The 25,134-nt window shown below is 58.8% G+C and carries 21 protein-coding genes; 7 read left to right on the top strand and 14 right to left on the bottom strand.

Going from position 1 to position 25,134, the window contains the following annotated elements; translation table 11 throughout:
• Positions 1 to 12: 12 nt before the first annotated feature.
• The 3 genes from SPE70_RS25520 to SPE70_RS25510 all read right to left on the bottom strand — a co-directional run bounded on the left by SPE70_RS25520 (position 13) and on the right by SPE70_RS25510 (position 5,052).
• Positions 13 to 1,572 carry a PTS transporter subunit EIIC gene (locus tag SPE70_RS25520; RefSeq protein WP_023298351.1) on the bottom strand — a complete coding sequence of 520 codons (1,560 nt, stop codon included), beginning with the start codon at positions 1,570 to 1,572 and terminating at the stop codon, positions 13 to 15.
• Between the two features lie 250 nt (positions 1,573 to 1,822).
• A complete protein-coding gene (locus SPE70_RS25515; RefSeq protein ID WP_064170605.1) occupies positions 1,823 to 3,520 on the bottom strand; it encodes an AsmA family protein in 1,698 nt (565 codons plus the stop codon).
• A 140-nt stretch (positions 3,521 to 3,660) separates the two neighbouring features.
• Complete coding sequence (locus SPE70_RS25510) at positions 3,661 to 5,052, bottom strand: nucleobase:cation symporter-2 family protein (RefSeq protein WP_008806808.1); 1,392 nt, start codon at positions 5,050 to 5,052, stop codon at positions 3,661 to 3,663.
• A 284-nt stretch (positions 5,053 to 5,336) separates the two neighbouring features.
• On the opposite strand from SPE70_RS25510, the gene gltS reads away from it, so the two are divergent.
• Positions 5,337 to 6,539, top strand: coding sequence for a sodium/glutamate symporter (gltS, locus tag SPE70_RS25505; protein ID WP_012967046.1), 1,203 nt, complete (start codon positions 5,337 to 5,339; stop codon positions 6,537 to 6,539).
• A gap of 114 nt (positions 6,540 to 6,653) precedes the next feature.
• Here the strand turns inward: gltS and glpK are convergent, their stop codons facing one another.
• Positions 6,654 to 8,165: a glycerol kinase GlpK gene (glpK, locus tag SPE70_RS25500; protein WP_008806810.1), complete on the bottom strand. Its 1,512-nt coding sequence runs from the start codon at positions 8,163 to 8,165 to the stop codon at positions 6,654 to 6,656.
• Between the two features lie 21 nt (positions 8,166 to 8,186).
• On the bottom strand, positions 8,187 to 9,038 hold the full coding sequence (locus tag SPE70_RS25495; protein ID WP_064170604.1) for an MIP/aquaporin family protein: 852 nt from the start codon (positions 9,036 to 9,038) through the stop codon (positions 8,187 to 8,189).
• Positions 9,039 to 9,480: 442 nt separating this feature from the next.
• Between SPE70_RS25495 and zapB the strand changes: the two genes are divergently transcribed.
• The 4 genes from zapB (at position 9,481) to SPE70_RS25475 (ending at position 13,253) form a co-directional block, all read left to right on the top strand.
• Entirely contained in the window at positions 9,481 to 9,726 is a 246-nt protein-coding gene (gene zapB, locus SPE70_RS25490; protein ID WP_008806812.1) for a septal ring assembly protein ZapB, read from the top strand.
• Positions 9,727 to 9,877: 151 nt separating this feature from the next.
• Positions 9,878 to 10,867: a sulfate ABC transporter substrate-binding protein gene (locus SPE70_RS25485; RefSeq protein WP_002922936.1), complete on the top strand. Its 990-nt coding sequence runs from the start codon at positions 9,878 to 9,880 to the stop codon at positions 10,865 to 10,867.
• Between the two features lie 246 nt (positions 10,868 to 11,113).
• Positions 11,114 to 11,884, top strand: a complete 771-nt coding sequence (locus tag SPE70_RS25480; protein ID WP_162493227.1) for a CDP-diacylglycerol diphosphatase — start codon at positions 11,114 to 11,116, stop codon at positions 11,882 to 11,884.
• A 64-nt stretch (positions 11,885 to 11,948) separates the two neighbouring features.
• Positions 11,949 to 13,253 (top strand): SLC13 family permease, encoded by a 1,305-nt coding sequence (locus SPE70_RS25475; RefSeq protein ID WP_008806814.1) that lies wholly within the window; start codon positions 11,949 to 11,951, stop codon positions 13,251 to 13,253.
• Positions 13,254 to 13,345: 92 nt separating this feature from the next.
• Here the strand turns inward: SPE70_RS25475 and tpiA are convergent, their stop codons facing one another.
• Positions 13,346 to 14,113 carry a triose-phosphate isomerase gene (gene tpiA, locus SPE70_RS25470; RefSeq protein WP_002922909.1) on the bottom strand — a complete coding sequence of 256 codons (768 nt, stop codon included), beginning with the start codon at positions 14,111 to 14,113 and terminating at the stop codon, positions 13,346 to 13,348.
• Positions 14,114 to 14,222: 109 nt separating this feature from the next.
• Complete coding sequence (locus SPE70_RS25465) at positions 14,223 to 14,822, bottom strand: YiiQ family protein (protein ID WP_008806815.1); 600 nt, start codon at positions 14,820 to 14,822, stop codon at positions 14,223 to 14,225.
• A 112-nt stretch (positions 14,823 to 14,934) separates the two neighbouring features.
• Between SPE70_RS25465 and SPE70_RS25460 the strand changes: the two genes are divergently transcribed.
• Complete coding sequence (locus SPE70_RS25460) at positions 14,935 to 15,363, top strand: DUF805 domain-containing protein (protein ID WP_004173894.1); 429 nt, start codon at positions 14,935 to 14,937, stop codon at positions 15,361 to 15,363.
• Here SPE70_RS25460 and fpr read toward each other — a convergent pair whose 3' ends face one another.
• The 7 genes from fpr to gmk all read right to left on the bottom strand — a co-directional run bounded on the left by fpr (position 15,364) and on the right by gmk (position 23,195).
• Entirely contained in the window at positions 15,364 to 16,110 is a 747-nt protein-coding gene (gene fpr / locus SPE70_RS25455) for a ferredoxin--NADP(+) reductase (protein ID WP_023298349.1), read from the bottom strand.
• Positions 16,111 to 16,260: 150 nt separating this feature from the next.
• The gene (glpX, locus tag SPE70_RS25450; protein WP_064170603.1) at positions 16,261 to 17,271 is read right to left on the bottom strand and encodes a class II fructose-bisphosphatase; all 1,011 of its coding nucleotides are present in this window, start codon (positions 17,269 to 17,271) and stop codon (positions 16,261 to 16,263) included.
• 50 nt (positions 17,272 to 17,321) lie between these two features.
• Positions 17,322 to 19,403, bottom strand: a complete 2,082-nt coding sequence (recG, locus tag SPE70_RS25445) for an ATP-dependent DNA helicase RecG (protein ID WP_049010196.1) — start codon at positions 19,401 to 19,403, stop codon at positions 17,322 to 17,324.
• A 5-nt stretch (positions 19,404 to 19,408) separates the two neighbouring features.
• Complete coding sequence (gene trmH / locus SPE70_RS25440; protein WP_012540297.1) at positions 19,409 to 20,098, bottom strand: tRNA (guanosine(18)-2'-O)-methyltransferase TrmH; 690 nt, start codon at positions 20,096 to 20,098, stop codon at positions 19,409 to 19,411.
• A gap of 4 nt (positions 20,099 to 20,102) precedes the next feature.
• Positions 20,103 to 22,223 (bottom strand): bifunctional GTP diphosphokinase/guanosine-3',5'-bis pyrophosphate 3'-pyrophosphohydrolase, encoded by a 2,121-nt coding sequence (gene spoT, locus SPE70_RS25435; RefSeq protein ID WP_008806818.1) that lies wholly within the window; start codon positions 22,221 to 22,223, stop codon positions 20,103 to 20,105.
• 18 nt (positions 22,224 to 22,241) lie between these two features.
• Positions 22,242 to 22,517 (bottom strand): DNA-directed RNA polymerase subunit omega, encoded by a 276-nt coding sequence (rpoZ, locus tag SPE70_RS25430; protein WP_000135058.1) that lies wholly within the window; start codon positions 22,515 to 22,517, stop codon positions 22,242 to 22,244.
• A gap of 54 nt (positions 22,518 to 22,571) precedes the next feature.
• Positions 22,572 to 23,195, bottom strand: coding sequence for a guanylate kinase (gene gmk / locus SPE70_RS25425; protein WP_002922664.1), 624 nt, complete (start codon positions 23,193 to 23,195; stop codon positions 22,572 to 22,574).
• Positions 23,196 to 23,452: 257 nt separating this feature from the next.
• Here gmk and ligB point away from each other — a divergent pair, with 257 nt between their 5' ends.
• Positions 23,453 to 25,129: an NAD-dependent DNA ligase LigB gene (ligB, locus tag SPE70_RS25420; protein WP_049010189.1), complete on the top strand. Its 1,677-nt coding sequence runs from the start codon at positions 23,453 to 23,455 to the stop codon at positions 25,127 to 25,129.
• Positions 25,130 to 25,134 lie beyond the last annotated feature (5 nt).

Genomic DNA, 25,134 nt, shown 5'->3' with positions numbered 1-25,134 from the left:
ACAAACTCCTCATTAATTTTCTGCTAACCAGTTATCAACCCGGGAACGTACCTGTCCCACTTTGACGCCATAAATAACCTGAACTTCATTACGATTTCGTACGACGCCGTTGGCGCCGGTATTTTTTAATTGCGCGTCATCAACCCGCGCCATATCGCGCACGGCCACGCGCAGACGAGTAAAACAATTATCGACGGAGAGAATATTCTCCTTGCCCCCGAGGCCGCGGATAATGTCATCGGTGACCGACTGCGGTTGCGAGACTTTCTGGCGGTACTCTGCTTTGCTGTAAAGCTTCACGTTCTCGTCATCTTCCCGGCCCGGCGTTTTCAGATTCAGCTTCACCACCAGGGTGCGGAAAATCACGTAGTAAACGGCGAACTGGCCGATACCAATAAGGACATAGCCCGGCCAGCGCGTTAAGGAGACCGGCAGCGGCAGGTTATAGATCAGAAACTCGATCAGGCCCGATGCTCCCCAGGGACGTACGGTGAAAATGTCGCAAATGGCCTGCGAGGCGGCGGTTAACGTCGCGTGGATCACCCACAGCAGCGGCGAGACAAACAAGAAGGTGAACTCGATCGGTTCGGTGATACCGGTCAGCATCGAGGTGATGATCGCCGGCAGCAGGATCGCCTTCGCCATCACTTTCTTCTCCGGTTTCGCGGTGTGGTAGAACGCCAGCGAGGCGCCCGCCAGGCCAAAGATAGTGGTCATCCCTTGCTGCGAAAAACGTAATGCGTCGTTCATGACCGGCGTCAGGTCGGGGTGGCGCATATAGGCGAGGAAAATGGCCTGGGTCCCGGAGACCACCTGACCGTCCACGTGCAGGGTGCCGCCAATCTGGGTGAGCTGGAAGGGGGACCAGACGAAATGGTGCAGGCCGGTGGGGATAAGGAATTTTTCAAAGAAACCATAGACGAAGACCCCGGCGACCCCGGCATTTTTCATAAAACCGGTGAGCGCGGAGATGCCGTGGGTCATAAAGGGCCAAATCCAGGTAAAGGCGATGGCGTAGAAGATAACCACCGGCGTCATCGCCACCAGCGTCAGCTTGGCGCCGCCGTACATCGACAGCGCGCCAGGCAGCTCAATGGCAGAGACTTTATTGTGCACCCACGCAATCGTGCAGCCGAGAATAATGCCCAGGAAAACGCCCATATCCACCACCACAAAGCCCAGCAGCTGGGTTTGCCCGGTGCCATAATATTCACCGTTAATTTTTTCGGCGAGTCCGTGGGTGTGTTCCAGCCAGGAGTGGTTGGCACCAAGAAACATAATGAAGCACATCACTGCAACCAGCGCGACTTCGGTTTTTTTATCCTTTGCCAGGCCATAGCTAATGCCGACGCAAAATAATAAGCCGAGGTTGCCAAATAAGGGCCAAAAGGTGTCGCCGAGCATTTGCCCAAGCTGATGTAAGAAACTGGTTTCAGCAATTAATGTCGGATTAGTTAATACTGAACTGAGGGCCAGAATTAAGCCAATGACCGGCAAGAACAATACGGCGCCGATCATGGCCCGGGAGAATTTTTGCATATTCTCCAGAATACGCTGACGTATTTCAGGCATGATTGATCCTTTTATATTTTTGTAGGTACAGGGAGCGGTTTTTTATCGACTTCCAGTAATTTGGTTATAGCAATTCTGATATTTGAAAGGAACCAGTTGCGCTAAATAGGTACAGATAGCCGCGTATTGCACACAGGTTTCAGGACTCGCACCCTAACCCCCTCCCTGAAAGGGAGAGGGAGTGGCCAGAGCGGAGTTTGTCGGAAAGCATGCCCTCTCACCGTGAGGAGAGGGCCAGATAAGGGGGATTTTACTGCGGCGCGGCGGGGGCGGGGCTGACCTCGCCGTTGCGCATCGTTTGCGCCACCTGCTGTTTCTCCATATTCACGGCGCTGAGCTGCCCGTTAACCGTCGGTTTGAGCGGGACATCGGCCCGCACGCTGCCGCTGGCGGTCAGCTGGAGATTGCCGTCCCCGTTAATGGGAAGCGAAGGCCAGCCCCAGGCCTGCAGAATACCCAGCGGTACGCCGCGGCCGTTCAGGCTGAGATTAACCTGGCGCTGGGGTAGCTGCGATACCGCTGCGGTGGCCTGCAGAATGCCGCGCTCGGTGAAGGCGCTAAGCTCAGTGATATTGACCGTCGACGCCGTCGCGCTCAGCTTGAGTGACGGGCGGCGCACGTCTATCCGGTTAAAAGTCGCCGCCGCGGCGTTCAGCGTCGCGCTGCCGTTCCATACTCCCCAGCTGCCGTTTTTCACCAGCTGTAGCTCGCCGCCATAGCCATCGAGGGCGGTAATTTGCCACGGGAAGGCCGGGTCCACATCAATGATCAGGTTACGGCTGGCGCTGAATTTTTTCAGCGTCAGGCTTTGCAGCCAGGCCGGCATTGGCTCCATCCACAGCTGTTTCCAGTTCGCCGGCAGCGTGTACTCCAGTCCGGCGAAGGCGGTGTCGTCGAGCACCAGCGCGTTACCAGCGCGCAGCCAGTTGCCGGAGGTGCGCACCATGCCGCCCTCCCAGCGTGAGGTAAACTGGCGCAGCGCAATGCCCTGGGGAGAGAATTCAGCATTCAGAATCGGGTCGAAGAAGTGCAGCGAGCCGTAGATAAATTCGCTGGCGTTCATCGACAGCGTGCCGTCCTGGCTCTGCCAGCCGCCGTGGCTGAGCGTCAGGTTGCGCAGGCTCAGGTCGAGGTCGGTTACCGCCCAGTCCGGCCCCTGCAGGCGGGCGTCGGTGATATCCAGGCGGCCAATCTGCAGAGAGGGGACCGTGGTTAACGGCGCGAAAAAGTCGGCCAGCGAGGCGGGGCTCTGCAGTCGAATCTCATTGAGCTGGAGGTTATCCACCAGCCAGCTGCCGTCGGCGCTGCGTTTCGCATTGCCGGTTAAGGTGCCGCGGGCGACATCGGCGCCGAGGGTGGAGAGGGTCACTTCGCCCTGATCAATCCTGCCCTGAATCAGAACGTTGCTGGCTTCGACGCCATTGAGCGTCATCGAGCCCGCACTCATCTGGATCTGCGCCGTTTTCCCCAGCACATTGCCCGCTTCCGGCGTCCATGGGCTGACGCCGCCGGTGACGCGCTGCGCGCTGAGCGCCCAGCCGGTTTCCGGGCTGTTGAAAGCCATATTGCGCAACATCAGCCGGTCGGCAGCGAACGGCAGGTCGGCAGAGTGGGGTGACAGATTCAGAGTGCCGTCGTTAAGGACTATCTCATCCGCATGCAGCGGATCGCTAAACTGGCGGGTGCTGAAGCCAATATCGACCGTTTTTGCCACCAGGGTGGCCGGCTTGCCTTCCCGGCCAAAGGTGACGTTTTGCAACTGCACATGAAGAGGGGAGGAGAAATCGTGTTCCATCGCATCGAAGGAGACCTGCCAGCCGGTGCCATTGCTGAGCCAGGCGCTGGTCTGGCGGGCGCCCCAGTGGGTTTGCAGCAGGAACCACGCGCCAACAATGACGAGCAGCAGAGCGACTAGCAGCCAGAGAATCAGCTTTCCAAGAAATTTCATGGTCTTCCATTCTGTGAGATGCACATCACCGTGTTATGCCCGATTTAGGCGCACTTCTCAAGGCGGGCGTGGTTTATTTCCGTGATGAGGCAGGTCGTGGAGAGCGTCCCGGCCGATAGCACGACCGGGAGCGCGTCAGATCAGGCTTTTTCTGGCGGGAAAATTAAATTCAGAACAATCGCTGTGATACCACCGGCGGCAATCCCCGAAGAGAGCAGGTTTTTCAGCCAGTCTGGGGCGAACTGCAGGATCAACGGCTGCTGCGACACGCCGAGGCCCACTGCCAGCGACAGGGCGATAATCAGGATCGCCCGACGGTTCAGCGGCTCACGGGAGACGATGCGCACGCCGGACGCGGCAATGGTGCCGAACATCACCAGCGTGGCGCCGCCGAGCACCGGCTCAGGGATGTGCTGCACGAAGCCGCTCACCGCCGGGAACAGGCCGAGGACGATCAGCATCAGGGCGACCACAAAGCCGACGTAGCGGCTGGCGACGCCGGTCAGCTGGATCACGCCGTTGTTCTGGCCGAAGCAGGAGTTCGGGAAGGTGTTGAAGACCGCGGAAACAAAGGAGTTCAGGCCGTTAGCCAGCACGCCGCCTTTCAGGCGTTTCATATACAGCGGGCCGGAAACCGGCTGTTCGGAGACGTCTGAGGTGGCGGTGATATCGCCGATGGTTTCCAGGGAGGTGATCATAAACACCAGCATCAGCGGCAGCAGCAGGCTCCAGTCGATGCCGAGACCATAGTAGAGCGGCGTCGGCACGGTGATGAGGCTGCTGTTGGTCGGGGCGGTATTGGCTGGCAGCATATCGAGGAACCATGCCGCCAGATAGCCCGCCGCCATGGCAATCACCAGCGAAGCAATGCGCAAATAGGGATTACGCTGGCGGTTGAGAATAATGATCAGCGCCAGCACGATGCCCGCCAACAGCAGGTTCTTCGGCGCGCCGAAGGTGTGGTCGGCCATCGCCGCGTAGCCGCCGCCGATGGAAGTCAGTCCGACCTGAATCAGCGACAGGCCGATAATCATCACCACCACGCCGGAGACCAGTGGGGTAATGATGCGGCGCGCCAGGTGCAGGACGCGGGAGAGCACCATTTCCGTGCAGCTGGCCAGCATCAGGGTGCCGAACAGGGCGGCCATCATGGTGGGGACGTCGGCGCCGCCGGTTTTCAGCGCGGTACCGCCCATGATCAGCGGGGCGACAAAGTTAAAGCTGGTGCCCTGGATGGAGAGCAATCCGGAGCCGACCGGGCCCCAGGCTTTGATCTGAATAATAGAGGCGACACCGGAGGCGAACAGCGACATGCTGATGATATGTTGGGTATCTTGCGCCGGGAGACCGAGAGCCTGGCAGATTAACAGCGCTGGAGTGATCACCGCGACAAACATCGCCAGCAGGTGCTGGAAGGCGGCGAACAGGGTTTGCGGTAGCGGTGGGCGATCTTCGAGGCGGTAGATTAATTCGCTAGCTGATTTATGCGCAACCGGTTGCGCATTTTCTGACTCTGCGGTGTTAACGGACATCACAAGCAATCCCAAGGTGGCAAAGCGGGAATTTTATCGGACTGTAGACCAAAAGCAAACGTTTGCCAGCATTTGGTCATAAAAATTTATGCCGTGAATATGCGCAACGAGGTTATTAACATTTTGTATGCTAAATCGCATCATTAAGGATACAAAATATCTTTTTCTGTCATTTTTTCCGCCGTTCTGCGTAAAATCCCCTTCTGACTCCTCATGATGAGAAGCTAAAGACACCAGGAATTACGTCGCGTGTGAATGGATCATGCGCCCATAAGGAGCTTTTTATGTTTCACCTCGATACCTTATCGACGCTCGTTGCCGCAACGCTTGTGCTATTGCTCGGCAGAAAACTCGTGCAAACCGTTCCCTTCCTCAAGAAATACACCATTCCTGAACCTGTTGCCGGCGGTTTGCTGGTGGCGCTGGCGCTGCTGGTGTTGAAGAAAAGCATGGATATCGAAATTGATTTCGATATGAGTCTGAAAGACCCGCTGATGCTGGCGTTCTTCGCCACCATCGGTCTTAACGCCAACCTCGCCAGCCTGCGGGCCGGCGGCAAGGTGCTGGGCACTTTCCTGATCGTGGTGGTTGGCCTGCTGCTGCTGCAGAATGCCCTCGGTATCGGCATGGCGACGCTGCTGGGGCTGGATCCGCTGATGGGCCTGCTGGCCGGGTCGATTACCTTATCCGGCGGCCACGGCACCGGGGCGGCGTGGAGCAAGCTGTTCGTTGAACGCTACGGTTTTGCCAACGCCACCGAAGTGGCGATGGCCTGCGCGACTTTCGGCCTGGTGCTGGGCGGCCTGATCGGCGGTCCGGTGGCTCGCTACCTGGTGAAGCACTCTTCCTCTCCGGACGGCACACCGGACGATCAGGTGGCGCCAACCGCCTTTGAAAAACCGGACGTGGGGCGGGTGATCACCTCGCTGGTGCTGATCGAAAGTATCGCCCTGATCGCTATCTGTCTGACGGTGGGCAAGGTGGTTGCGCAACTGCTGGCGGGCAGCGTCTTCGAGCTGCCGACCTTCGTCTGCGTGCTGTTTATCGGCGTGATCCTTAGCAACAGCCTGGCGCTGGCGGGGTTGTACCGGGTGTTCGATCGCGCGGTATCGGTGCTGGGCAACGTCAGCCTGTCGCTGTTCCTCGCCATGGCGCTGATGAGCCTCAAGCTGTGGGAGCTGGCCTCGCTGGCGCTGCCGATGATTATTATCCTGGCGGTGCAGGCGCTGGCGATGGCGCTGTATGCGGTGTTCGTTACCTACCGGATGATGGGCAAGAATTACGATGCCGCGGTGCTGGCGGCGGGCCACTGCGGGTTTGGTCTGGGCGCAACGCCGACGGCGATTGCTAATATGCAGGCGATTACCGACCGCTTTGGCCCGTCACATATGGCCTTTCTGGTGGTGCCGATGGTGGGAGCGTTCTTTATCGACATCGTTAACGCACTGGTGATTAAGCTATACCTGCTGCTGCCAATATTTGGCTGATAAAAAACCCGGAGGCGGTGCTGCGCACCTGTCCGGGCTACAAGATCGTGCTGTTTGGGGTTTTGTAGCCCGGCTAAGGCGTTTACGCCGCAAGCCGGGAATACCTCCACAATCTTACGCTTCGTCGTGCTCTTCCCACGCTAACGCGCGTTTCACCGCTTTCTTCCAGCCGCTGTAACGATAGTTACGCTCAGTGGTTTCAATCCCCGGGCGGAATTCGCGCTCAATCACCGCTTTCTCCTGCAGCTCGTCCAGATTCTGCCAGAAACCGACCGCCAGACCCGCCAGATAGGCTGCGCCCAGCGCCGTCACTTCGCGTACTTCCGGACGCTCGACACGGGTGCCGAGGATATCGGACTGGAACTGCATCAGGAAGTTGTTAGCCACCGCGCCGCCGTCCACGCGCAGGGCGTGCAGACGAATGCCAGAGTCTGCCTGCATCGCCTCCAGCACATCGCGGGTCTGATAGGCGATGGACTCCAGCGTCGCACGGATAATGTGGTTGGAGTTCACGCCGCGGGTGAGGCCGAAAATCGCGCCGCGGGCATACGGGTCCCAGTATGGTGCGCCAAGACCAGTGAACGCGGGTACCACGTATACGCCGTTGGTATCCTTCACTTTGGTGGCGAAGTACTCGGAATCGAAGGCATCGCTGATGAGCTTCATCTCGTCGCGCAGCCACTGAATAGACGCGCCGGCCATAAACACCGCCCCTTCCAGCGCGTAGTTCACCTCGCCGCGCGGGCCGCAGGCGATGGTGGTCAGCAGACCGTGGGTGGAGGTGACCGCTTTTTCGCCGGTATTCATCAGCATAAAGCAGCCGGTGCCGTAGGTGTTTTTCGCCATCCCTTCTTTGACGCACAGCTGGCCGAACAGGGCCGCCTGCTGGTCACCGGCGATCCCGGCGATAGGAATACGGGTCCCGCCTTTACCACCGATGTTGGTCTGGCCGTACACTTCGGAAGACTTGCGCACTTCCGGCAGCATGGCGCGCGGAATGTCCAGCGCGTCGAGCATTTTGTCGTCCCAGTCCAGCTCGTGGATGTTGAATAGCATGGTACGTGAGGCGTTGGTGTAGTCGGTAACGTGCACGCGGCCCTGGGTCATCTTCCAGATAAGCCAGGTGTCAACGGTGCCGAACAGCAGCTCGCCGCGTTTCGCACGTTCACGGGAACCTTCGACATGGTCGAGGATCCATTTTACCTTGGTGCCGGAGAAGTAGGGGTCCACCACCAGGCCTGTGGCCTTGCGGATATACTCTTCCATCCCGTCACGCTTGAGCTGCTCGCAGATCTCCGCGGTACGGCGGCACTGCCAGACGATGGCGTTGTAGATGGGTTTACCGGTCTCACGCTCCCACACCACCACGGTCTCACGTTGGTTGGTGATGCCGATGGCCGCGATCTGATCGGAGTTGATATCCGCTTTGGCCAGCGCTTCGACCAGCGTTGAGCTTTGGGAAGCCCAGATTTCCATCGGGTCATGTTCGACCCAGCCTGGCTTAGGATAAATTTGTTCAAATTCTCGCTGGGAGACGCTGACGATATTGGCATCATGATCCATCACAACGGCCCGGGAGCTGGTAGTGCCCTGGTCAAGCGCAACGATATATTTTTTGTCGGTCATAGTCGGTGTCCCGTAGTCAGATTACAGCGAAGCTTTATGTTGAGTGGTGGAAGAGGAGGGGCTCTGTTGCTCTTCATCCACGCAGGTGTCGCAAGGCAGGTGACGGCCAATCAGCTTACGATAGCTGAATGCGCCCAGCGCCGCGCCGACCACCGGTGCGCACAGCGGCACCAGGAAATAAGGAATATCTTTGCCGCCGGTGAAGGCGACGTCGCCCCAGCCGGCCAGCCAGGCGAAAGCTTTCGGGCCGATATCACGCGCCGGGTTCATGGCGAAGCCGGTCAGCGGTCCCATGGAGGCGCCAATCACCGCAATCAGCAGGCCGATCAGCAGCGGAGCAAGCGGGCCGCGCGGCACGCCGTTGCCATCGTCGGTCAGCGCCAGGATGACGCCCATCAGGATAGCGGTAATCACCATCTCTACCGCGAAGGCCTGCACAAAATTGATATGCGGGTTCGGATAGGTGGAGAAGATGCCGGCCAGATCGAGGCTTTCTACGCTGCCGCGGATCATATGGTGGGTGGTTTCATAATCGAGGAAAAGATTGTAGTAAAGCCCGTAAACTAATGCCGCAGCGCAAAAGGCGCCAGCGAATTGCGAAATGATAAAAGGGACCACTTTGCGGCCATCGAAGCAGGCGAACAGCCAGAGTGCGATAGTTACCGCAGGGTTAAGGTGCGCACCGGAGACCCCAGCGGTCAGGTAGATCGCCATGGCGACGCCCAGACCCCAGATGATGCTGATTTCCCATTGCCCGAAGCTGGCTCCCGCGACCTTGAGCGCAGCCACGCACCCAACGCCGAAAAAGATCAACAACCCGGTACCGAGGAACTCTGCGATGCACTGGCCTTTTAAGGTTGATGTTTGGCTCATAATCGAATCCTGAAGCGTGGTGATGATTATTGTATGTAGGGTGGTCACAGACGACCATATTGCCATGTAGGCATAGTGTTAATTTATCGTTAACGAGCAAAAACGAGAAATATCGAACTTCAAATGTGTGTACCGCGTCAAGAAAATGAGCGTTTTCGCGCCATCCGCGCGCATTGAGACCGGTGCCGGAGCGTTTCACCTCGCATTTTGTTAACCATAAAATTAACAATGACTCATGAAGTACGAGCGAACTGCGCTGAAAGCACCAGGTAAAGACTGAAAAGTGTTGCAAACCGCAATCTGCGCGGCTTGCCGCTGGACAGGGGCGGCGGGGATTCATACAATCGACGATAACACCGCTATGTGCGCTAATTTTCGTTAAGGCGGGACCGCGTATACGAAACACGAGTTTCTATCAACGCCTTGCAAGTTCAGGAGAGGTATGACGATGTCATTAGAAGTGTTTGAGAAATTAGAATCTAAAGTTCAGCAGGCGATTGATACCATCACTCTGTTGCAGATGGAAATCGAAGAGCTGAAAGAAAAGAACAACACCCTGGTTCAGGAAGTTCAGAGCGCGCAGCATGGTCGTGAAGAGCTGGAGCGCGAAAACAGCCAGCTGAAAGAGCAACAGCAGGGCTGGCAGGATCGCCTGCAGGCGCTGCTGGGCCGTATGGAAGAAGTCTAATCGCTTCGCGCCCTCTCCCGCCCGGGAGGGGGCAATCCTTATTCACCTCTTTATATCCACAAGTTATAGCCAATCTTTTTTTATTCTTTAATCATTGAATCGCTTTCTGGCACGCTTAGCCCATCACAACACACATAAAGAGAGCGGTGCGATGAATAAGTGGGGCGTAGGGTTAACTCTGTTGCTGGCATCCGCCAGCGTTCTGGCAAAAGACATTCAGCTTTTAAACGTTTCTTATGATCCAACGCGCGAGCTGTACGAACAGTACAACAAAGCGTTTAGCGCGCACTGGAAGCAGGAGACCGGCGACAACGTGGTGATCCGCCAGTCGCACGGTGGTTCTGGCAAACAGGCGACCTCAGTGATTAACGGTATTGAAGCGGATGTGGTCACACTGGCGCTGGCCTACGACGTAGACGCCATTGCTGAACGCGGCCGTATCGATAAAAACTGGCTGAAACGCCTGCCGGATAACTCCGCACCGTATACCTCAACCATCGTGTTCCTCGTCCGCAAGGGCAACCCGAAACAGATCCATGACTGGAACGACCTGATCAAACCGGGCGTGTCGGTCATTACCCCGAACCCGAAAAGCTCCGGCGGCGCCCGCTGGAACTATCTGGCAGCCTGGGGCTATGCTCTGCATCAGAATCACGGCGACCAGGCCAAAGCCCAGGAATTCGTCAAGGCGCTGTATAAAAACGTGGAAGTGCTGGACTCCGGCGCGCGTGGTTCGACCAATACCTTCGTAGAACGCGGCATCGGCGATGTGCTGATTGCCTGGGAAAACGAAGCGCTGCTGGCGACCAACGAACTGGGCAAAGACAAGTTTGAAATCGTGACCCCGAGTGAGTCGATTCTGGCTGAGCCGACCGTCTCTGTGGTCGACAAAGTGGTGGATAAAAAAGGCACGCGCCAGGTGGCGGAAGCGTACCTGAAGTATCTCTACTCGCCGGAAGGCCAGGAGATTGCGGCGAAGAACTTCTACCGCCCGCGCGATCCGAATGTGGCGAAGAAATATGCTAACGAGTTCCCGAAACTGAAGCTGTTTACTATCGATCAGGAGTTCGGCGGCTGGACGAAAGCGCAGAAAGAGCACTTCTCCAACGGCGGCACCTTCGACCAGATTAGCCAGCGTTAATCCTCTTGGCCCTGCTTGCGCTACGCTTAGCAGGGCTACAGTTCTGCTTCGTCTGGTAGCCCGGGTAAGGCGGAACGCCGCGACCCGGGGAATCCCCGGCTTTCTCTGCGCTTAGCCGGGCTACTATTTGCACCGTCCGTAGCCCGGGTAAGGCGTCAGCCGCCACCCGGGATAACGCCCCGCCCGCCATCTGTTTTCATTTAGTCATCAAATTACGTTACTCTTCCGCTTCAGGCTTAACAGGGAATGAAAATGAGAAGAGTAAGATACTTTTTGCTGGCGCTGCTGGTGGCGATCCTCGCGGCGCTGGCGGGCGGCTACTACTGGCTGCACTCCGGCAACCCGGACGCATTACGCAAGATTGTCCTGCAGCAGTGCGTACCCCATCAGCAACAGCAGCAAAACCCGTCGCCGTGCGCGGAAGTGAACCTCAAGGGCGGCTATGTGCTGTTTAAAGACCGTAACGGCCCGCTGCAGTATTTGCTGATGCCGACCTACCGCATTAACGGCACCGAAAGCCCGCTGCTGCTGGACCCGTTGACGCCGAACTTCTTCTGGCAGGCCTGGCAGGGACGAGAAATCATGAGTCAGCGTCACGGCGCGCCGGTTCCCGATAACGCGATATCGCTGGCGATTAACTCGCGCAGCGGACGCACGCAAAACCATTTCCATATTCATATCTCCTGCCTGCGCCCCGATGTGCGCGCGCAGTTAGATAAGGATGCGGCGGCGGTCAGCAGCCGCTGGCTGCCGCTGCCGGGCGGGCTTCAGGGCCATGAATACCTGGCGCGCCGGGTGACGGAGGCCGAACTGGCCCAGCGCAGCCCGTTCCTGATGCTGGCGGAAGAGGTGCCGGAGGCGCGCGAACATATGGGACGCTTTGCGCTGGCGATGGCGCAGCAGAGCGACGGCTCGCTGGTGCTGCTGGCGACGGAGCGTAACCTGCTGACCCTGAACCGGGCTTCAGCGGAAGAAATTCAGGATCATCGTTGCGCCATCCTTAACGCAAACCACTAGTTCTGGCGTTTACCTGTCTTACCTGTCGTCGTATTCTTGCTGAAAAAAACGACAGGAGACAGGCATGTCGCTCTGGCTTACCCACCCGCTGTTCCTTCCTTCATTGATTGTCGGCGTCACCATTGTGCTCTGGGCGACGTCGCTGCTGCCGGAATTTATCACCGCGCTGCTGTTCTTCGCAGCGGCGATGATGGCGAAAATCGCTCCGCCGGAGGTGATCTTCGGCGGCTTTGCCTCCTCGGCGTTCTGGCTGGTGTTCAGCGGCTTTGTGCTCGGTATCGCGATCCGTAAAACCGGGCTGGCGGACCGGGCGGCGCAGGCGCTGTCTGCGCGGCTCACTGACTCCTGGCCGCGGATGGTCGGCAGCGTGGTGTTGCTGAGCTACGCGCTGGCGTTTGTCATGCCTTCCAACATGGGACGTATCGCGCTGCTGATGCCGATCGTGGCGGCGATGGCCCGCCGCGCGGGCATTGTCGATGGCAGCCGCGGCTGGTTCGGCCTGGCCCTGGCGGTGGGGTTCGGCACCTTTCAGCTTTCGGCGACGATTTTGCCCGCTAACGTGCCAAATCTGGTGATGAGCGGCGCGGCGGAAGGCTCGTACGGTATCCATCTGAATTATGTTCCCTATTTGCTGCTGCATACGCCGGTGCTTGGCTGGCTGAAAGGGGCGGTGCTGGTGGCGCTGATTTGCAGGCTGTTTCCCGGCAAGCCGCATCCACCGCGTGACCTGGCGCCGCTGCCGCCGATGAGCCGCGACGAGAAACGTCTGGCGTGGCTGCTGGCGGTAGTCCTCACGCTATGGGTGACCGAGAGCTGGCACGGCGTCGGCCCGGCGTGGACAGGCCTGGCGGCGGCAGTGGTCACGCTGCTGCCGCGGGTGGGCTTTATCAACGGTGAGGAGTTTGCCAGCGGGGTGAATATGCGCACCTGCATTTATGTTGCCGGGATTCTGGGACTGGCGATCGCCGTTACCCAAACCGGAATTGGCGGTGCGGTGGGCAATGCGCTGCTGCAGGTGATGCCGCTGGATAAAGACAATCCGTTCACCAGCTTCCTCGCCCTGACCGGGATAACCAGCGCGCTGAACTTTATTATGACCGCCAACGGCGTGCCGGCGCTGTATACCACTTTTGCGCAGAGCTTTGCCGACGCGACCGGTTTCCCGCTGCTCAGCGTGATCATGATTCAGGTGCTGGGGTATTCCACGCCGCTGCTGCCCTATCAGGCGTCGCCGATCGTGGTGGCGATGGGGTTAGGCAAGGTCCCGGCGAGGGCGGGGATGCAACTGTGTCTGGCGCTGGCGGCGGTGAGTTATCTGATTTTACTGCCGCTGGACTACGCGTGGTATCAGCTGTTGGGGAAACTGTAACGGCAAAAGAAAGCCCGGCTTGCGCTGTGCTAAGCCGGGCTCCCACGTTTTGTCAGTCACCCCGGTCGCGTTTCGCCACCGGGAAAAGCGAATTACGCTTTTTTCGCTGCTTCTGCTGCTTTAACGATCACCGCGAAAGCGTCAGCTTTCAGGGAGGCGCCGCCAACCAGCGCGCCGTCGATGTCCGGCTGGGTGAACAGCTCTGCTGCGTTGCCAGCGTTAACGGAACCACCGTACTGGATGATCACTTGCTCAGCGATTTTCGCGTCAGCTTTAGCAATGTGGTCACGGATGAATTTGTGCACCGCCTGAGCCTGAGCCGGGGTCGCGGATTTGCCGGTACCGATAGCCCATACCGGTTCGTAAGCGATAACCACGCCTTCGAAAGCGGCAGCGCCCTGCGTTTTCAGCACGGCGTCGATCTGACGTGCGCAAACTTCTTCGGTTTTGCCCGCTTCGTTTTCGGCTTCGGTTTCACCGATGCACAGTACCGGGGTCAGACCCTGCTCTTTCAGCACAGCGAATTTCTTCGCGATCAGCTCGTCGGATTCTTTGTGGTAGGTACGACGCTCGGAGTGGCCGATGATGATGTACTGTGCGCCGATATCTTTCAGCATTTCGGCGGAGGTTTCACCGGTGAATGCGCCGGACAGGTTCACGTCAACGTTCTGCGCGCCCAGGTGAATGTGGCTGCCTTCTGCCGCACGTTTAGCCAGGTCCAGATACATTTCCGGCGGGGCGATGGCAACTGCACAGCCGCTTACGCCAGCCAGCTCGGTACGCAGGTTCGCAACCAGTTCGTTTACCATGTGGCGGCTGCCGTTCAGTTTCCAGTTACCCATCACTAAAGGATGTCGCATTTTAATTCTCCACGCTACTTAAGCGAATTAAGGAATATAGCCGCCCCAGAGGGCAGCATGGTCTGTGAAACAGTATAGAGACTCGTCACTGGAAAGGCTTTGCTTTTTGTCATTTATTGTTGCCTTCCAGCGTTTCAGATAACGCCAGCTTAATCGGTTCAATGGCGAAGGTCAGACCCTTTTCGCCATGATCTGCCACCACATAGCGTACAGCGCCTTCGGTATCGGCAAAGTAGCGTTTGCCCTTGCCGGCGGTCAGCAGTTTCTGCAGCTTTTGCTGGCTTTGCGCCGGGCTAAGGGTGGGGACAAAGGCGCGGATCATGGCGCTCATATACTCCAGCGCTTTGGCTTTCGCCGCCTTTTGCTCCGGCCCCTGGATCGGCAGCCAGGTGATCTGCATGGATTTGATCTTCAGCGTGCCGCGCTCCAGCGCGGTCGAGGCATAGAGATTTTCATTAATTTTGCTGGCGGCGCGGGTCAGATTAGCCTGATCCCGGCTGGTGGCGATGGAACGGAATTCGTTCAGGGGCAGCTTCGGGTTATCGGCGTTAAATTTTTCCCGGAACTGGCTGATCGACAGGTCAAAACTCGGGGCGCCAGAGAGCAGATAGGGCGCCGCTGTCGCCGATTCGCTTTCTGCGGACAACGCGTGCGGGCCGACGGTCAGGCCCATCAGCCCACTTAAACACAAGATTGTCCACTTCTTCATGCCCGTCGTTCCTTTTTTTGCCTGCTGACGATTAAATCGGGAAGCGCGGCGCTTGTCAAAAAGTCACGACGCCAGGGTAAACTACGCAGACGATGATGATAAGGAAAAACGCATGACCCTACAGCAGTGGTTATTCTCAATTAAAGGGCGCATTGGCCGCCGCGATTTCTGGATCTGGATTGCCATTTGGCTGGTGACCATGAGCGCCCTGTTTACCCTGGCAGGCAGCAATCTTCTCAACCTGCAGACGGCGGCGTTTATTATCGTCTGCCTGCTGTGGCCGACGGCGGCGGTGGTGGTCAAGCGGCTGCACGATCGCGGCAAATCCGGACTGTGGGCGCTGCTGATGATTCTGGCGTGGATGCTGCTGGCGGGGAACTGGGCGATGCTGCCGCAGGTCTGGCAGTGGGGCGTCGGGCGCTTTGTGCCGACGTTGATTATCGTCATGATGTTGATCGACCTGGGGGCGTTTGTCGGCACCCAGGGCGAGAATAAGTTCGGCAAGGAGACCCAGGACGTGCGCTGGAAAGCGGACGCCTGATTACCAGTAGTGCTCCGCTGTCATATGGCCCGGCCGGCGACGCAGATGTTTGGTCATCTGCCGGGTCTCTTTTAACAGCTGTTGGGTATCGCGCACCATTTGCGGGTTGCCGCACAGCATGACGTGGCTGGTGTCGGTGTTCATCGCCAGCCCGACCGCCTCTTCCAGCGCGCCGGTTTCAATCAGGAACGGCACCCGGCCGGTCAGCGAGCCTTCCACAGTTTCGCGGCTGACCACCGTCTGGATGCGTAATTTACCGGCGTAGCGCTGCTCAAGCTCGCGCATCAGCGGCAGATAGCTCAGGTCCGCGGCGTAGCGGACGGCGTGAACCAGCACCAGGTTGTTAAAGCGTTCAAGATCTTTGCCTTCCTGCAAAATTGACAGGTACGGCCCGAGGGCAGTGCCGGTCGCCAGCATCCACAGGGTATCGCAATCCGGTACTTCATCGAGGACGAAGAAACCTGCCGCTTCACTCACCACCAGGACTTCATCGCCCGGCTTCAGCGCCGCCAGACGCGGGCTCAGCTTGCCTTCCGGGACGGTGACCAGATAGAACTCGAGATCGGGATTGCCGGGGGCATTGACGTAGGAGTAGGCGCGCTGCACGCGTTCTCCGTCGATTTCCAGTCCGAGCTTGGTAAACTGCCCGGCGGTAAACGGATGAACAGGCGCCCGCACGTATAAACTGAACAAGGCATCCGTCCAGTACTCCACTTTTGTCACTTTGCCGCTAACCCAGTCCGCCATCGTCTTCTCCTGTTGCCAAGCGATGCCTTATCTTCGGTCCAGACGAGTAAGATTTCCACCCCGAAGGCACAAGAAAGCTCTATTGATCAAATATAAACGAAGAACAGGGCAACCGCCTGCGGACGGTTGCCTGGGAGAGAAAAAGCGGTATTACAGGATGTGCTGCTGGATGTCCGGATCTTTACGGTCGAGGTAATGAATCGACTGAATACGACGGATAGTGCGCGACTTGCCGCGGATCAGCAGCGTCTCGGTGGTGGCCATGTTGCCCTTGCGGGTGATGCCGTCCAGCAGATCGCCTTTGGTGATCCCGGTGGCGGAGAAGACGACGTTATCGCTGCGCGCCATTTCATCCAGACGCAGCACTTTGCCTGCTTCAATGCCCATGGTTTTGCAGCGCGCCAGCTCGTTTTCACCGATGCGGCGGTTCTCTTCGTTATCGCCCTTCACGTGGTGGCGAGCCAGCAGACGCCCCTGCATATCACCGTCGAGGGCGCGGATCACCGCGGCGGAAACCACCCCTTCCGGCGCGCCGCCGATGCCGTACAGTACGTCGACTTCGCTATCCGGCATGCAGGTGAGAATAGAGGCCGCGACGTCGCCATCGGGAATCGCGAATACACGCACGCCCAGCTGCTGCAGCTGGGCAATGACCGCGTCGTGGCGCGGTTTCGCCAGCACGGTGACGGTCAGCTCGCCCAGCGGCTTGTTCAGGGCGCGGGCGATATTGTGCAGGTTCTCTTCCAGCGGCAGATTGAGATCGATAGCGCCTTTAGCACCCGGGCCGACGATCAGCTTTTCCATATACATATCCGGCGCGTTGAGGAAGCAGCCCTTATCGCCGACCGCCATCACCGCCAGGGCGTTGGCCTGGCCCATCGCCGTCATGCGGGTGCCTTCGATGGGATCGACAGCGATATCTACCGCATCGCCCTTGCCGGTACCCACTTTTTCGCCGATATAGAGCATCGGCGCTTCATCGATTTCGCCCTCGCCGATGACGATGGTGCCGTCGATATTGACGAGGTTAAGCATAATGCGCATGGCGTTAACCGCTGCGCCGTCGGCGGCATTCTTATCGCCGCGGCCCAGCCATTTATAGCCCGCCAGCGCGGCGGCTTCGGTGACACGCGAAAATTCGATGGCCAGTTCTCGTTTCATAATCCACTCGTTGTGTAGAAAAATTGCCCGCAGCGCGGCAAAAGCGCGCGCTACGCGTTGGAATAGCGTTCGGTTTCCGGCATCCAGCGCTCGATAAGCGCCTGGGCCTGCAGCGGATAGCGTTCATGAATATGGCGAGCAATGCGTTGAACGTCGGGGATCATCGCCTGATCGCGCAGCAAGTCCGCTACTTTAAATTCGGCGTTGCCGGTCTGGCGGGTGCCGAGCAGCTCGCCGGGACCGCGGATTTCGAGGTCTTTCTGGGCGATGACGAAACCGTCGTTGCTGTCGCGCAGGACCTGCAGGCGTTTCTGAGCCGTTTTGGAGAGCGGCGATTTATAGAGTAGCACGCAGTGGGAAGCGACCGCACCGCGCCCGACGCGCCCTCTGAGCTGGTGCAGCTGCGCCAGACCCAGACGTTCCGGGTTTTCGATAATCATCAGGCTTGAGTTAGGCACGTCAACACCGACTTCAATCACCGTGGTGGCCACCAGCAGATGCATCTCGCCCTGCTTGAAGGCCTGCATCACCGCCTGCTTCTCGGCCGGTTTCATCCGCCCGTGGACGAGGCCGATATTAAGTTCCGGCAGCGCCAGTTTGAGCTCTTCCCAGGTCGCTTCCGCCGCCTGGGCTTCCAGCAGATCGGACTCTTCAATTAGCGTACAAACCCAATAGGCCTGGCGCCCTTCGTGGGTGCAGGCGTTGCGTACGCGGTCGATAATATCGCTGCGCCGGGTGTCCGGGATGGCGACGGTGGTCACCGGGGTTCGGCCCGGCGGCAGCTCGTCGATAATCGAGGTGTCCAGATCGGCGTAGGCGGTCATTGCCAGGGTGCGGGGGATAGGCGTGGCGGTCATGATCAGCTGATGCGGGTGGAACCCCTGCTGCTGACCTTTTTCCCACAGCGCCAGCCGCTGATGCACGCCGAAGCGGTGTTGTTCGTCGATAATCACCAGCGCCAGGCCGTTAAACTGCACCTGCTCCTGGAAGATGGCGTGAGTGCCGACAATCATCTGCACTTCGCTGCTGGCGATAGCCTCCTGCTGCGCCTGACGGGCTTTGCCTTTCTGTTTGCCCGCCAGCCAGCCGACTTCTATGCCCAGCGGTTCAAACCAGCTGCGGAAGTTATTGGCGTGCTGTTCGGCAAGCAGTTCGGTGGGCGCCATCAGCGCCACCTGTTTGCCGTGGGCGATAGCGCGCACGGCGGCCAGCGCGGCGACCAGCGTTTTACCGGAGCCAACATCGCCCTGCACCAGGCGCATCATCGGCACGTCCAGCGCCATATCGTGTTCGATCTCGGCGGTAACCCGCGCCTGCGCGCCGGTGGGCTTAAAGGGCAGGGAGGCCAGCAGCTGGTTTTTCAGGGTATCGTTGGCGCCGAGCGGCAGGGCGTGATAGCGCTGGGCGCCTGCCCGCAGCGCCAGCATGCTGAGGTTATGCGCCAGCAGCTCTTCCAGAATCAGACGCTGCTGCGCCGGGTGCTTGCCGCTTTCCAGCTCGCTAAGTTGCAAGGAGGGAGGCGGACGGTGCAGCGTACGCAGCGCTTCCGGCAGGCTCATCATCCCCTGCGCCAGCTCCGGTGGCAGGAGTTCGCTAATCGCGCAGGTTTCCAGGAGCTCAAGCGCCTGATCGGTGAGCTTGCGCAGGGTCGCCTGCTTGATGCCTTCGGTGGTCGGATAGACCGGAGTTAACGTTTCCTGAAGCTCCGGGGTGCTCATATCGCCCTGGACGCGGTATTCCGGGTGGATCATCTCGGCGCCGTACTTCCCGCGTTTGGCTTCACCGTAGGCCAGCACCCGACGACCAGTCGCGAGGCTGTTTTTCATCGCCGCGTTAAAGTTGAAAAAGCGCATGGTGAGGATGCCGGTGCCGTCGCTGATCTGGCAGGTCAACATCCGCCGGCCGCCGAAGGTGATATTGCTGTTGAGCACTTCGCCTTCCACGGTGGCATAAACCCCGGGAAGCAGCTCGGCTATCGGGTAAAGATGGGTGCGATCTTCGTAACGCAGCGGCAGGTGCAGCAGCAGGTCCTGAACCGTATGCAGGCCGATCTTCGCCAGTTTACTGCTTTGCGCAGCGCCCACACCGGTGAGTGAGCTAAGCGGAACGGCATCGAGCAGGCGGCCTGACATCAGGTTTACCTCGTTGCCTGCATGGTAGCCCACCATGCGTCATCGGCTTCCACTTCGCCCTGCTCGTTGACGTGGGGGTAAGGCAGACCTTTTTGTCTGGCGACGCGGGCCAGCACCGGATATCCGCCTTCGAACAGCAGGCGCTGCTGCTCTTCCGGCGGCAGCATGCTGTTGGCGCGTTGGTACATCCCGGCGTTTTGCCGCTGGCGCTGGGCTTCATACAGGATCAGCGCCGAGGCGACGGAGACGTTCAGCGACTGCACCATGCCGATCATCGGGATAATGATGTCCCGGTCGGCCAGCGCCAGCGCTTCCTGGGTGATGCCGGTTTTCTCCTGACCCATCAGGATGCAGGTAGGGCGCGTATAGTCGATTTCACGAAAATCGATGGCTTTGTCGGAAAGGTGAGTGGCGAGAATTTGCATGCCCTGGCCTTTCAGGTGGCCGACGGCATCTGCGATGGTGCGGTGGGTTTTCACCTGCACCCAGCTGTTGCTGCCCGCGGCGGCGGAGGCCATGGTACGCATCCGGCTGCTTGGCCAGACGGCATGCACTTCATGTACGCCAACGGCATCTGCGGTCCGAATGACCGCAGAGACGTTATGAGGCTTATGGACCTGCTCCATGCAGACCGTCAGGTCAGGCTGACGCCTGGCGAGCATCTCGCAGATACGCTCGTAGCGCTTTGAGTTCATAAAGCTAGTTTCGGTTACGGGTGACTTTAATCACGTCCGGCATGACGCGGATTTTGCGCATGATATTCGCCAGATGCACGCGGTCACGCGCGGTCAGGCGGATAAAGGCGCTGTATACGCGGCCATCTTTCTCTTCCGTATTCAGGCTCTGGATATTGGAAGACGCGGTGTTGATCGCCGCCGTCAGGTTAGCCAGCGCACCCTGGTGGTTAAACATGTCCACCTTAATTTCGGTGATGAACTCCTGAGCGGTCTCTTTATCCCACTCAACCGCCATAAACTTCTCCGGCTCTTTCTGGTAGCCGCGAATGTTACGACAGGATTCATGGTGGATAACCAGCCCTTTACCCGGACTAACGTGGGCGATAATCGGATCACCTGGGATCGGGCGACAGCACTTGGCGAAGGTGATCAACACGCCATCGGCGCCTTTGATCGGCAGATGGCCGTGGTTCGACGCGTTAGCCGGTACCGGCGCCGCAGCGGCTTCGCCCTGCTGCAGGTTTTTTGCCACCACGACGCTCATGGCGTTACCCAGACCGATTTCCGCCAGCAGATCGTCAAGCGTGGCCAGCTTCATGCGATCGAGTTCGCGCTGGATATTCTCCGGCGGGATCTCGGCGAGTTTGCGGCTTCCGCCCAGCGCGTGATTGAGCAGACGACGGCCAAGGCTGACCGAATCGTCGCGCTTAAGGTTTTTCAGCAGCTGACGGATCTTGGCGCGCGCTTTCGAGCTGACGACAAAGTTCAGCCAGGCGGCATTCGGGCGTGCGCCCGGCGCGGTGATAATTTCGACAGTCTGGCCGCTGGAGAGCGGCTGCGACAGCGGATAAGGCTGGCGATCGACGCGCGCGCCAACGCAGGCATGGCCGATATCGGTATGCACCGCGTAGGCGAAGTCCACCGGCGTGGCGCCGGCGGGCAGTTCGACAATGCGACCTTCCGGGGTGAAAACGTAAATCTCATCGGGGAACAGATCGGATTTTACGCTCTCGATAAATTCAAACGAGCTGCCGGCGCTCTGCTGCAGCTCCAGCAGGCTTTGCATCCAGCGCTGAGCGCGGATTTGCGCGGTGGTGCTGCTTTCGCCGCCGTGCTCTTTATAAGCCCAGTGCGCCGCAACCCCCATCTCCGCCATCTGGTCCATGTCTTCGGTACGAATTTGTACCTCGACCGGGACGCCGTGGGGGCCGATCATCGAGGTATGCAAAGACTGATAGCCGTTCGCTTTCGGAATGGCGATGTAATCTTTGAAACGACCTGGACGCGGTTTGTAGAGGCTGTGCATCTGGCCGAGCACGCGATAGCAGATATCGGCATCATGGACGATAACGCGGAAGGCGTAGATATCCATGATCGAGTGAAAACGCTGCTCTTTAAGCACCATTTTGCAGTAGATGGAGTACAGATGCTTTTCGCGACCGCTGACGCGGCAGGGGATCCCCGCTTCCTGCAAACGCCCTTCGATTTCAGAGAGGATCTTTTGGATCATCTCCTTACGGTTGCCGCGCGCCGCTTTGACCACCTCTTTAATGACGCGGTAGCGGTTAGGGTACAGCGCTTCAAAGCCCAGCTCTTCGAGCTCGGTCTTGATGTGATGGATACCTAAACGGTGCGCCAGCGGGCTGTAAATTTCCAGCGTTTCGCGGGCGATGCGGCGGCGTTTATCCGGGCGTAACGAGCCCAGAGTACGCATGTTGTGGGTGCGGTCGGCAAGCTTGATGAGGATGACGCGGATGTCCTGCACCATCGCCATGATCATTTTGCGAAAGTTTTCGGCCTGCGCCTCTTTCTTATCGCGAAACTTGAGCTTATCAAGTTTCGACACCCCCTCTACCAGTTCGGCAACGCTTTTACCAAAAAGCTGTTCCATGTCCTGGTAGGTGGCGGGGGTATCTTCAATCACATCATGCAGCAGCGCGGCCATCAGCGTTTCATAGTCGAGCTTCATCTCGGCCAGAATGCAGGCTACCGCGACCGGGTGCGTGATATAGGGTTCACCGCTTGAACGTGTCTGACCCTCGTGAGCGTCACGTGCAACGAGATACGCCTGCCGAAGGCGCTTGATTTGCTCTTCCGGCAGGTAGTTTTGAATCAGCTGATTCAGGCTTTCAAACAGATACAAGGGCGACCCGCTGTGTGATTAACGACGACCTTCAGCAATCGCGGTAACGGCTTGTAATTCAGCGGCTTCCTGCTCTTGCTGTTCCTGGCGCTCACGTACGTCGAGGATCTGGTTGTTGATCAGACCTTCTTCGATTTCGCGCAGTGCGATAACGGTGGTTTTATCGTTTTCTTCCGGTACCAGCGGATCCTTTCCGCCTACCTGCATCTGACGAGCGCGACGCGCGGCGACCAGTACCAGGTCAAAACGGTTACCAATTTTCTCTACAGCGTCCTGAACAGTTACGCGTGCCATACTTAAAATGCTCCACAGGTGAAGAAATGACTGGGCATGATACTGAATGTGGGTTCAGTCTGCCAATAGTTTGGTGATTAAAGCGCCATGTCGCTGCTTTTGGCGGCTCATGCGCAGACGTTCAGCGCGGATGATATTTTTCAGGTCGCTCAGGGCGGTGTCAAAATCATCGTTCACAATCAGGTAATCATATTCCGCGTAATGGCTCATTTCCGCAACGGCCTGGGCCATCCGTTTCGCGATCACCTCTTCGCTGTCCTGGCCGCGGCCGCGCAGGCGACGGTCCAGTTCATCTTTTGACGGCGGCAGAATAAAAATGCTGCGTGCGCCGGGCATGCTTTTACGGATCTGCTGCGCACCTTGCCAGTCGATATCGAGGAAGACATCGACGCCGGTCGCCAGCACCTGCTCGATCGCTTTACGCGACGTGCCGTAATAGTTGCCAAAGACCTCTGCATGTTCCAGAAACGCGTTTTCGCCAATCATCGAGCGGAATTCGTCGTGATTCACGAAGAAATAGTGTTCGCCGTGCACTTCACCCGGACGCGGCGCCCGCGTGGTATGGGAAACCGATACCTGGGTGTCATACAACGGTTGGGTTTTTAATAAAGCCTGAATCAGGCTGGATTTACCCGCGCCGCTAGGGGCGGAAACAATATAAAGCGTGCCTTGAGCCATGAGTGTCTTTTGTATGTGGTTATCGAAAGAGGTCCTACATACGAGCCTATTATACACGTCGCCGCGGCGTGACGCAGTCATTGTCACACTTTTTGCCGCGGTTTCTTTCATTTTGCCTGCCGTTTTCCTGAATTCGCTAGCCGTTGCTGCAATGAGGCGTAAATCCTGGAAGGCGCTTCGCAAGGCGAAAAAGTACCCATCGCGGTTCGCGGTGTTCTACAGCAGACTCTCCGCCAGGTGATGAAGGAGGGACTGCTATGCGAAAAGGAGGGTGGTGGCTGGCGCTAGGGATGTTCTCTGCCAGCGCGCTGGCGACGTGTCCGGACTGGCCGCCGGCCAGAGGAAGGCAGGAGATTTCACGCCTTCATCAGCAAATTGTCGCCTGGAAAGAGGACTACTGGCGACAAGGCGCCAGCGAAGTGAGCGATGAGGTTTACGACCAGCTCACCCTGCGCCTGACGCAGTGGCGACAATGCTTTCCGGGCGCGACGCCTGAAGATGACGATCTGCCTCCGCCCACCGGCGATGCGCGTCATCCGGTGGCCCATACCGGCGTGCGCAAGCTGGCGGATGAGGTCAGCGTGGCCCACTGGATGAAAAATAAAACCGACCTGTGGATACAGCCTAAAGTGGACGGCGTGGCGGTGACCCTGGTCTATCGCCAGGGGAGTTTGGTTCAGACCATTAGCCGCGGCGATGGTCTGCGCGGTGAGGCATGGACCGCCCGAGCGCGGCAGATCCCGGCGCTGGCGAAAGTGACGACCGGTGAACTGGCCAACAGCGTGCTGCAGGGGGAGCTGTTTCTGCGCCGGGACGGCCATGTTCAGCAGCAGGCTGGGGGGATGAACGCGCGGGCGAAAGTCGCCGGGTTGATGATGCGAGCCGACGCGGCGGCGGCGCTCAGTCAACTGGACGTTTTTATCTGGGCCTGGCCAGACGGCCCGTCGGATATGCGCCGTCGACAGCAGCTGCTGACGCAGGCGGGGTTTAAGTACAGCGGGCAATATACCCACCCGGTGACGCGCGTCGAACAGGTGGCGCAGTGGCGCCAGCGCTGGTATCGCTCGCCGCTTCCCTTCGTCAGCGATGGCGTGATTGTGCGCGAAGGGCGCGAACCGCCGGGACGTGCCTGGTCTCCCGGAAAGGGAGAGTGGCTGGCGGCCTGGAAGTATCCTCCGGCCTCGCAAGTGATGGAGGTACGGGCGATCCATTTCAGCACTGGCCGCAGCGGCAGGCTCAACGTCGTGGCCCAGCTTGAGCCCCAGCGGCTGGATGATAAACGCGTGCAGCGGGTTAATGTTGGCTCTGTGGCCCGCTGGCAGGCGCTGGATATTGGGGTTGGCGATCAGCTGCAGATCAGTCTGGCAGGGCAGGGTATTCCTCGGATCGACGCCGTCGTCTGGCGGACGGCCGAGCGCCATAAACCGACGCCGCCGGCGGCGAAATTCAATGCGCTAACCTGCTATTTCGCCACCCCTGAGTGCAGCGAACAGTTTCTTTCCCGGCTGATCTGGCTGTCATCAAAGTCCGCGCTGGATGTCGATGGCGTGGGGGAAAATTTATGGCGCGCCATTCAGCAGCAAAACCCGATGACGCATATTTTTTCCTGGCTGGCGCTTACGGTGGAGCAGCTGCAGGCGGTGCCAGGGATCTCCGCCGCCCGCGGGCAGCACCTCTGGCATCAATTTGATCTCGTTCGCAAACGGCCTTTTATCCGCTGGGTGCTGGCGATGGGGCTCCCGGTGCCTCAGGGGGCGCTGACGCAGCTCGAAAGCGAGAACTGGCATCTGCTGGCGGCAAAAAGTGAAGCGCAATGGCGCGCGCTGCCGGGCGTGGGGGAGATCAGAGCCCGCCAGCTGGTGGCCTTCCTGCACCATCCGGATGTGGTGGCGCTGGCGCAATGGCTCAGTGGGCAGCGCATCCCCGGATTTTGAGGCGG

The sequence above is a fragment of the Klebsiella sp. ZJOU C1 genome, from assembly GCF_035620215.1.
In the GTDB taxonomy this organism is placed as follows: domain Bacteria; phylum Pseudomonadota; class Gammaproteobacteria; order Enterobacterales; family Enterobacteriaceae; genus Klebsiella; species Klebsiella variicola.
Note: the sequence above shows the minus strand (reverse complement) of the source record. Positions and strands in the feature narration are given on the sequence as shown.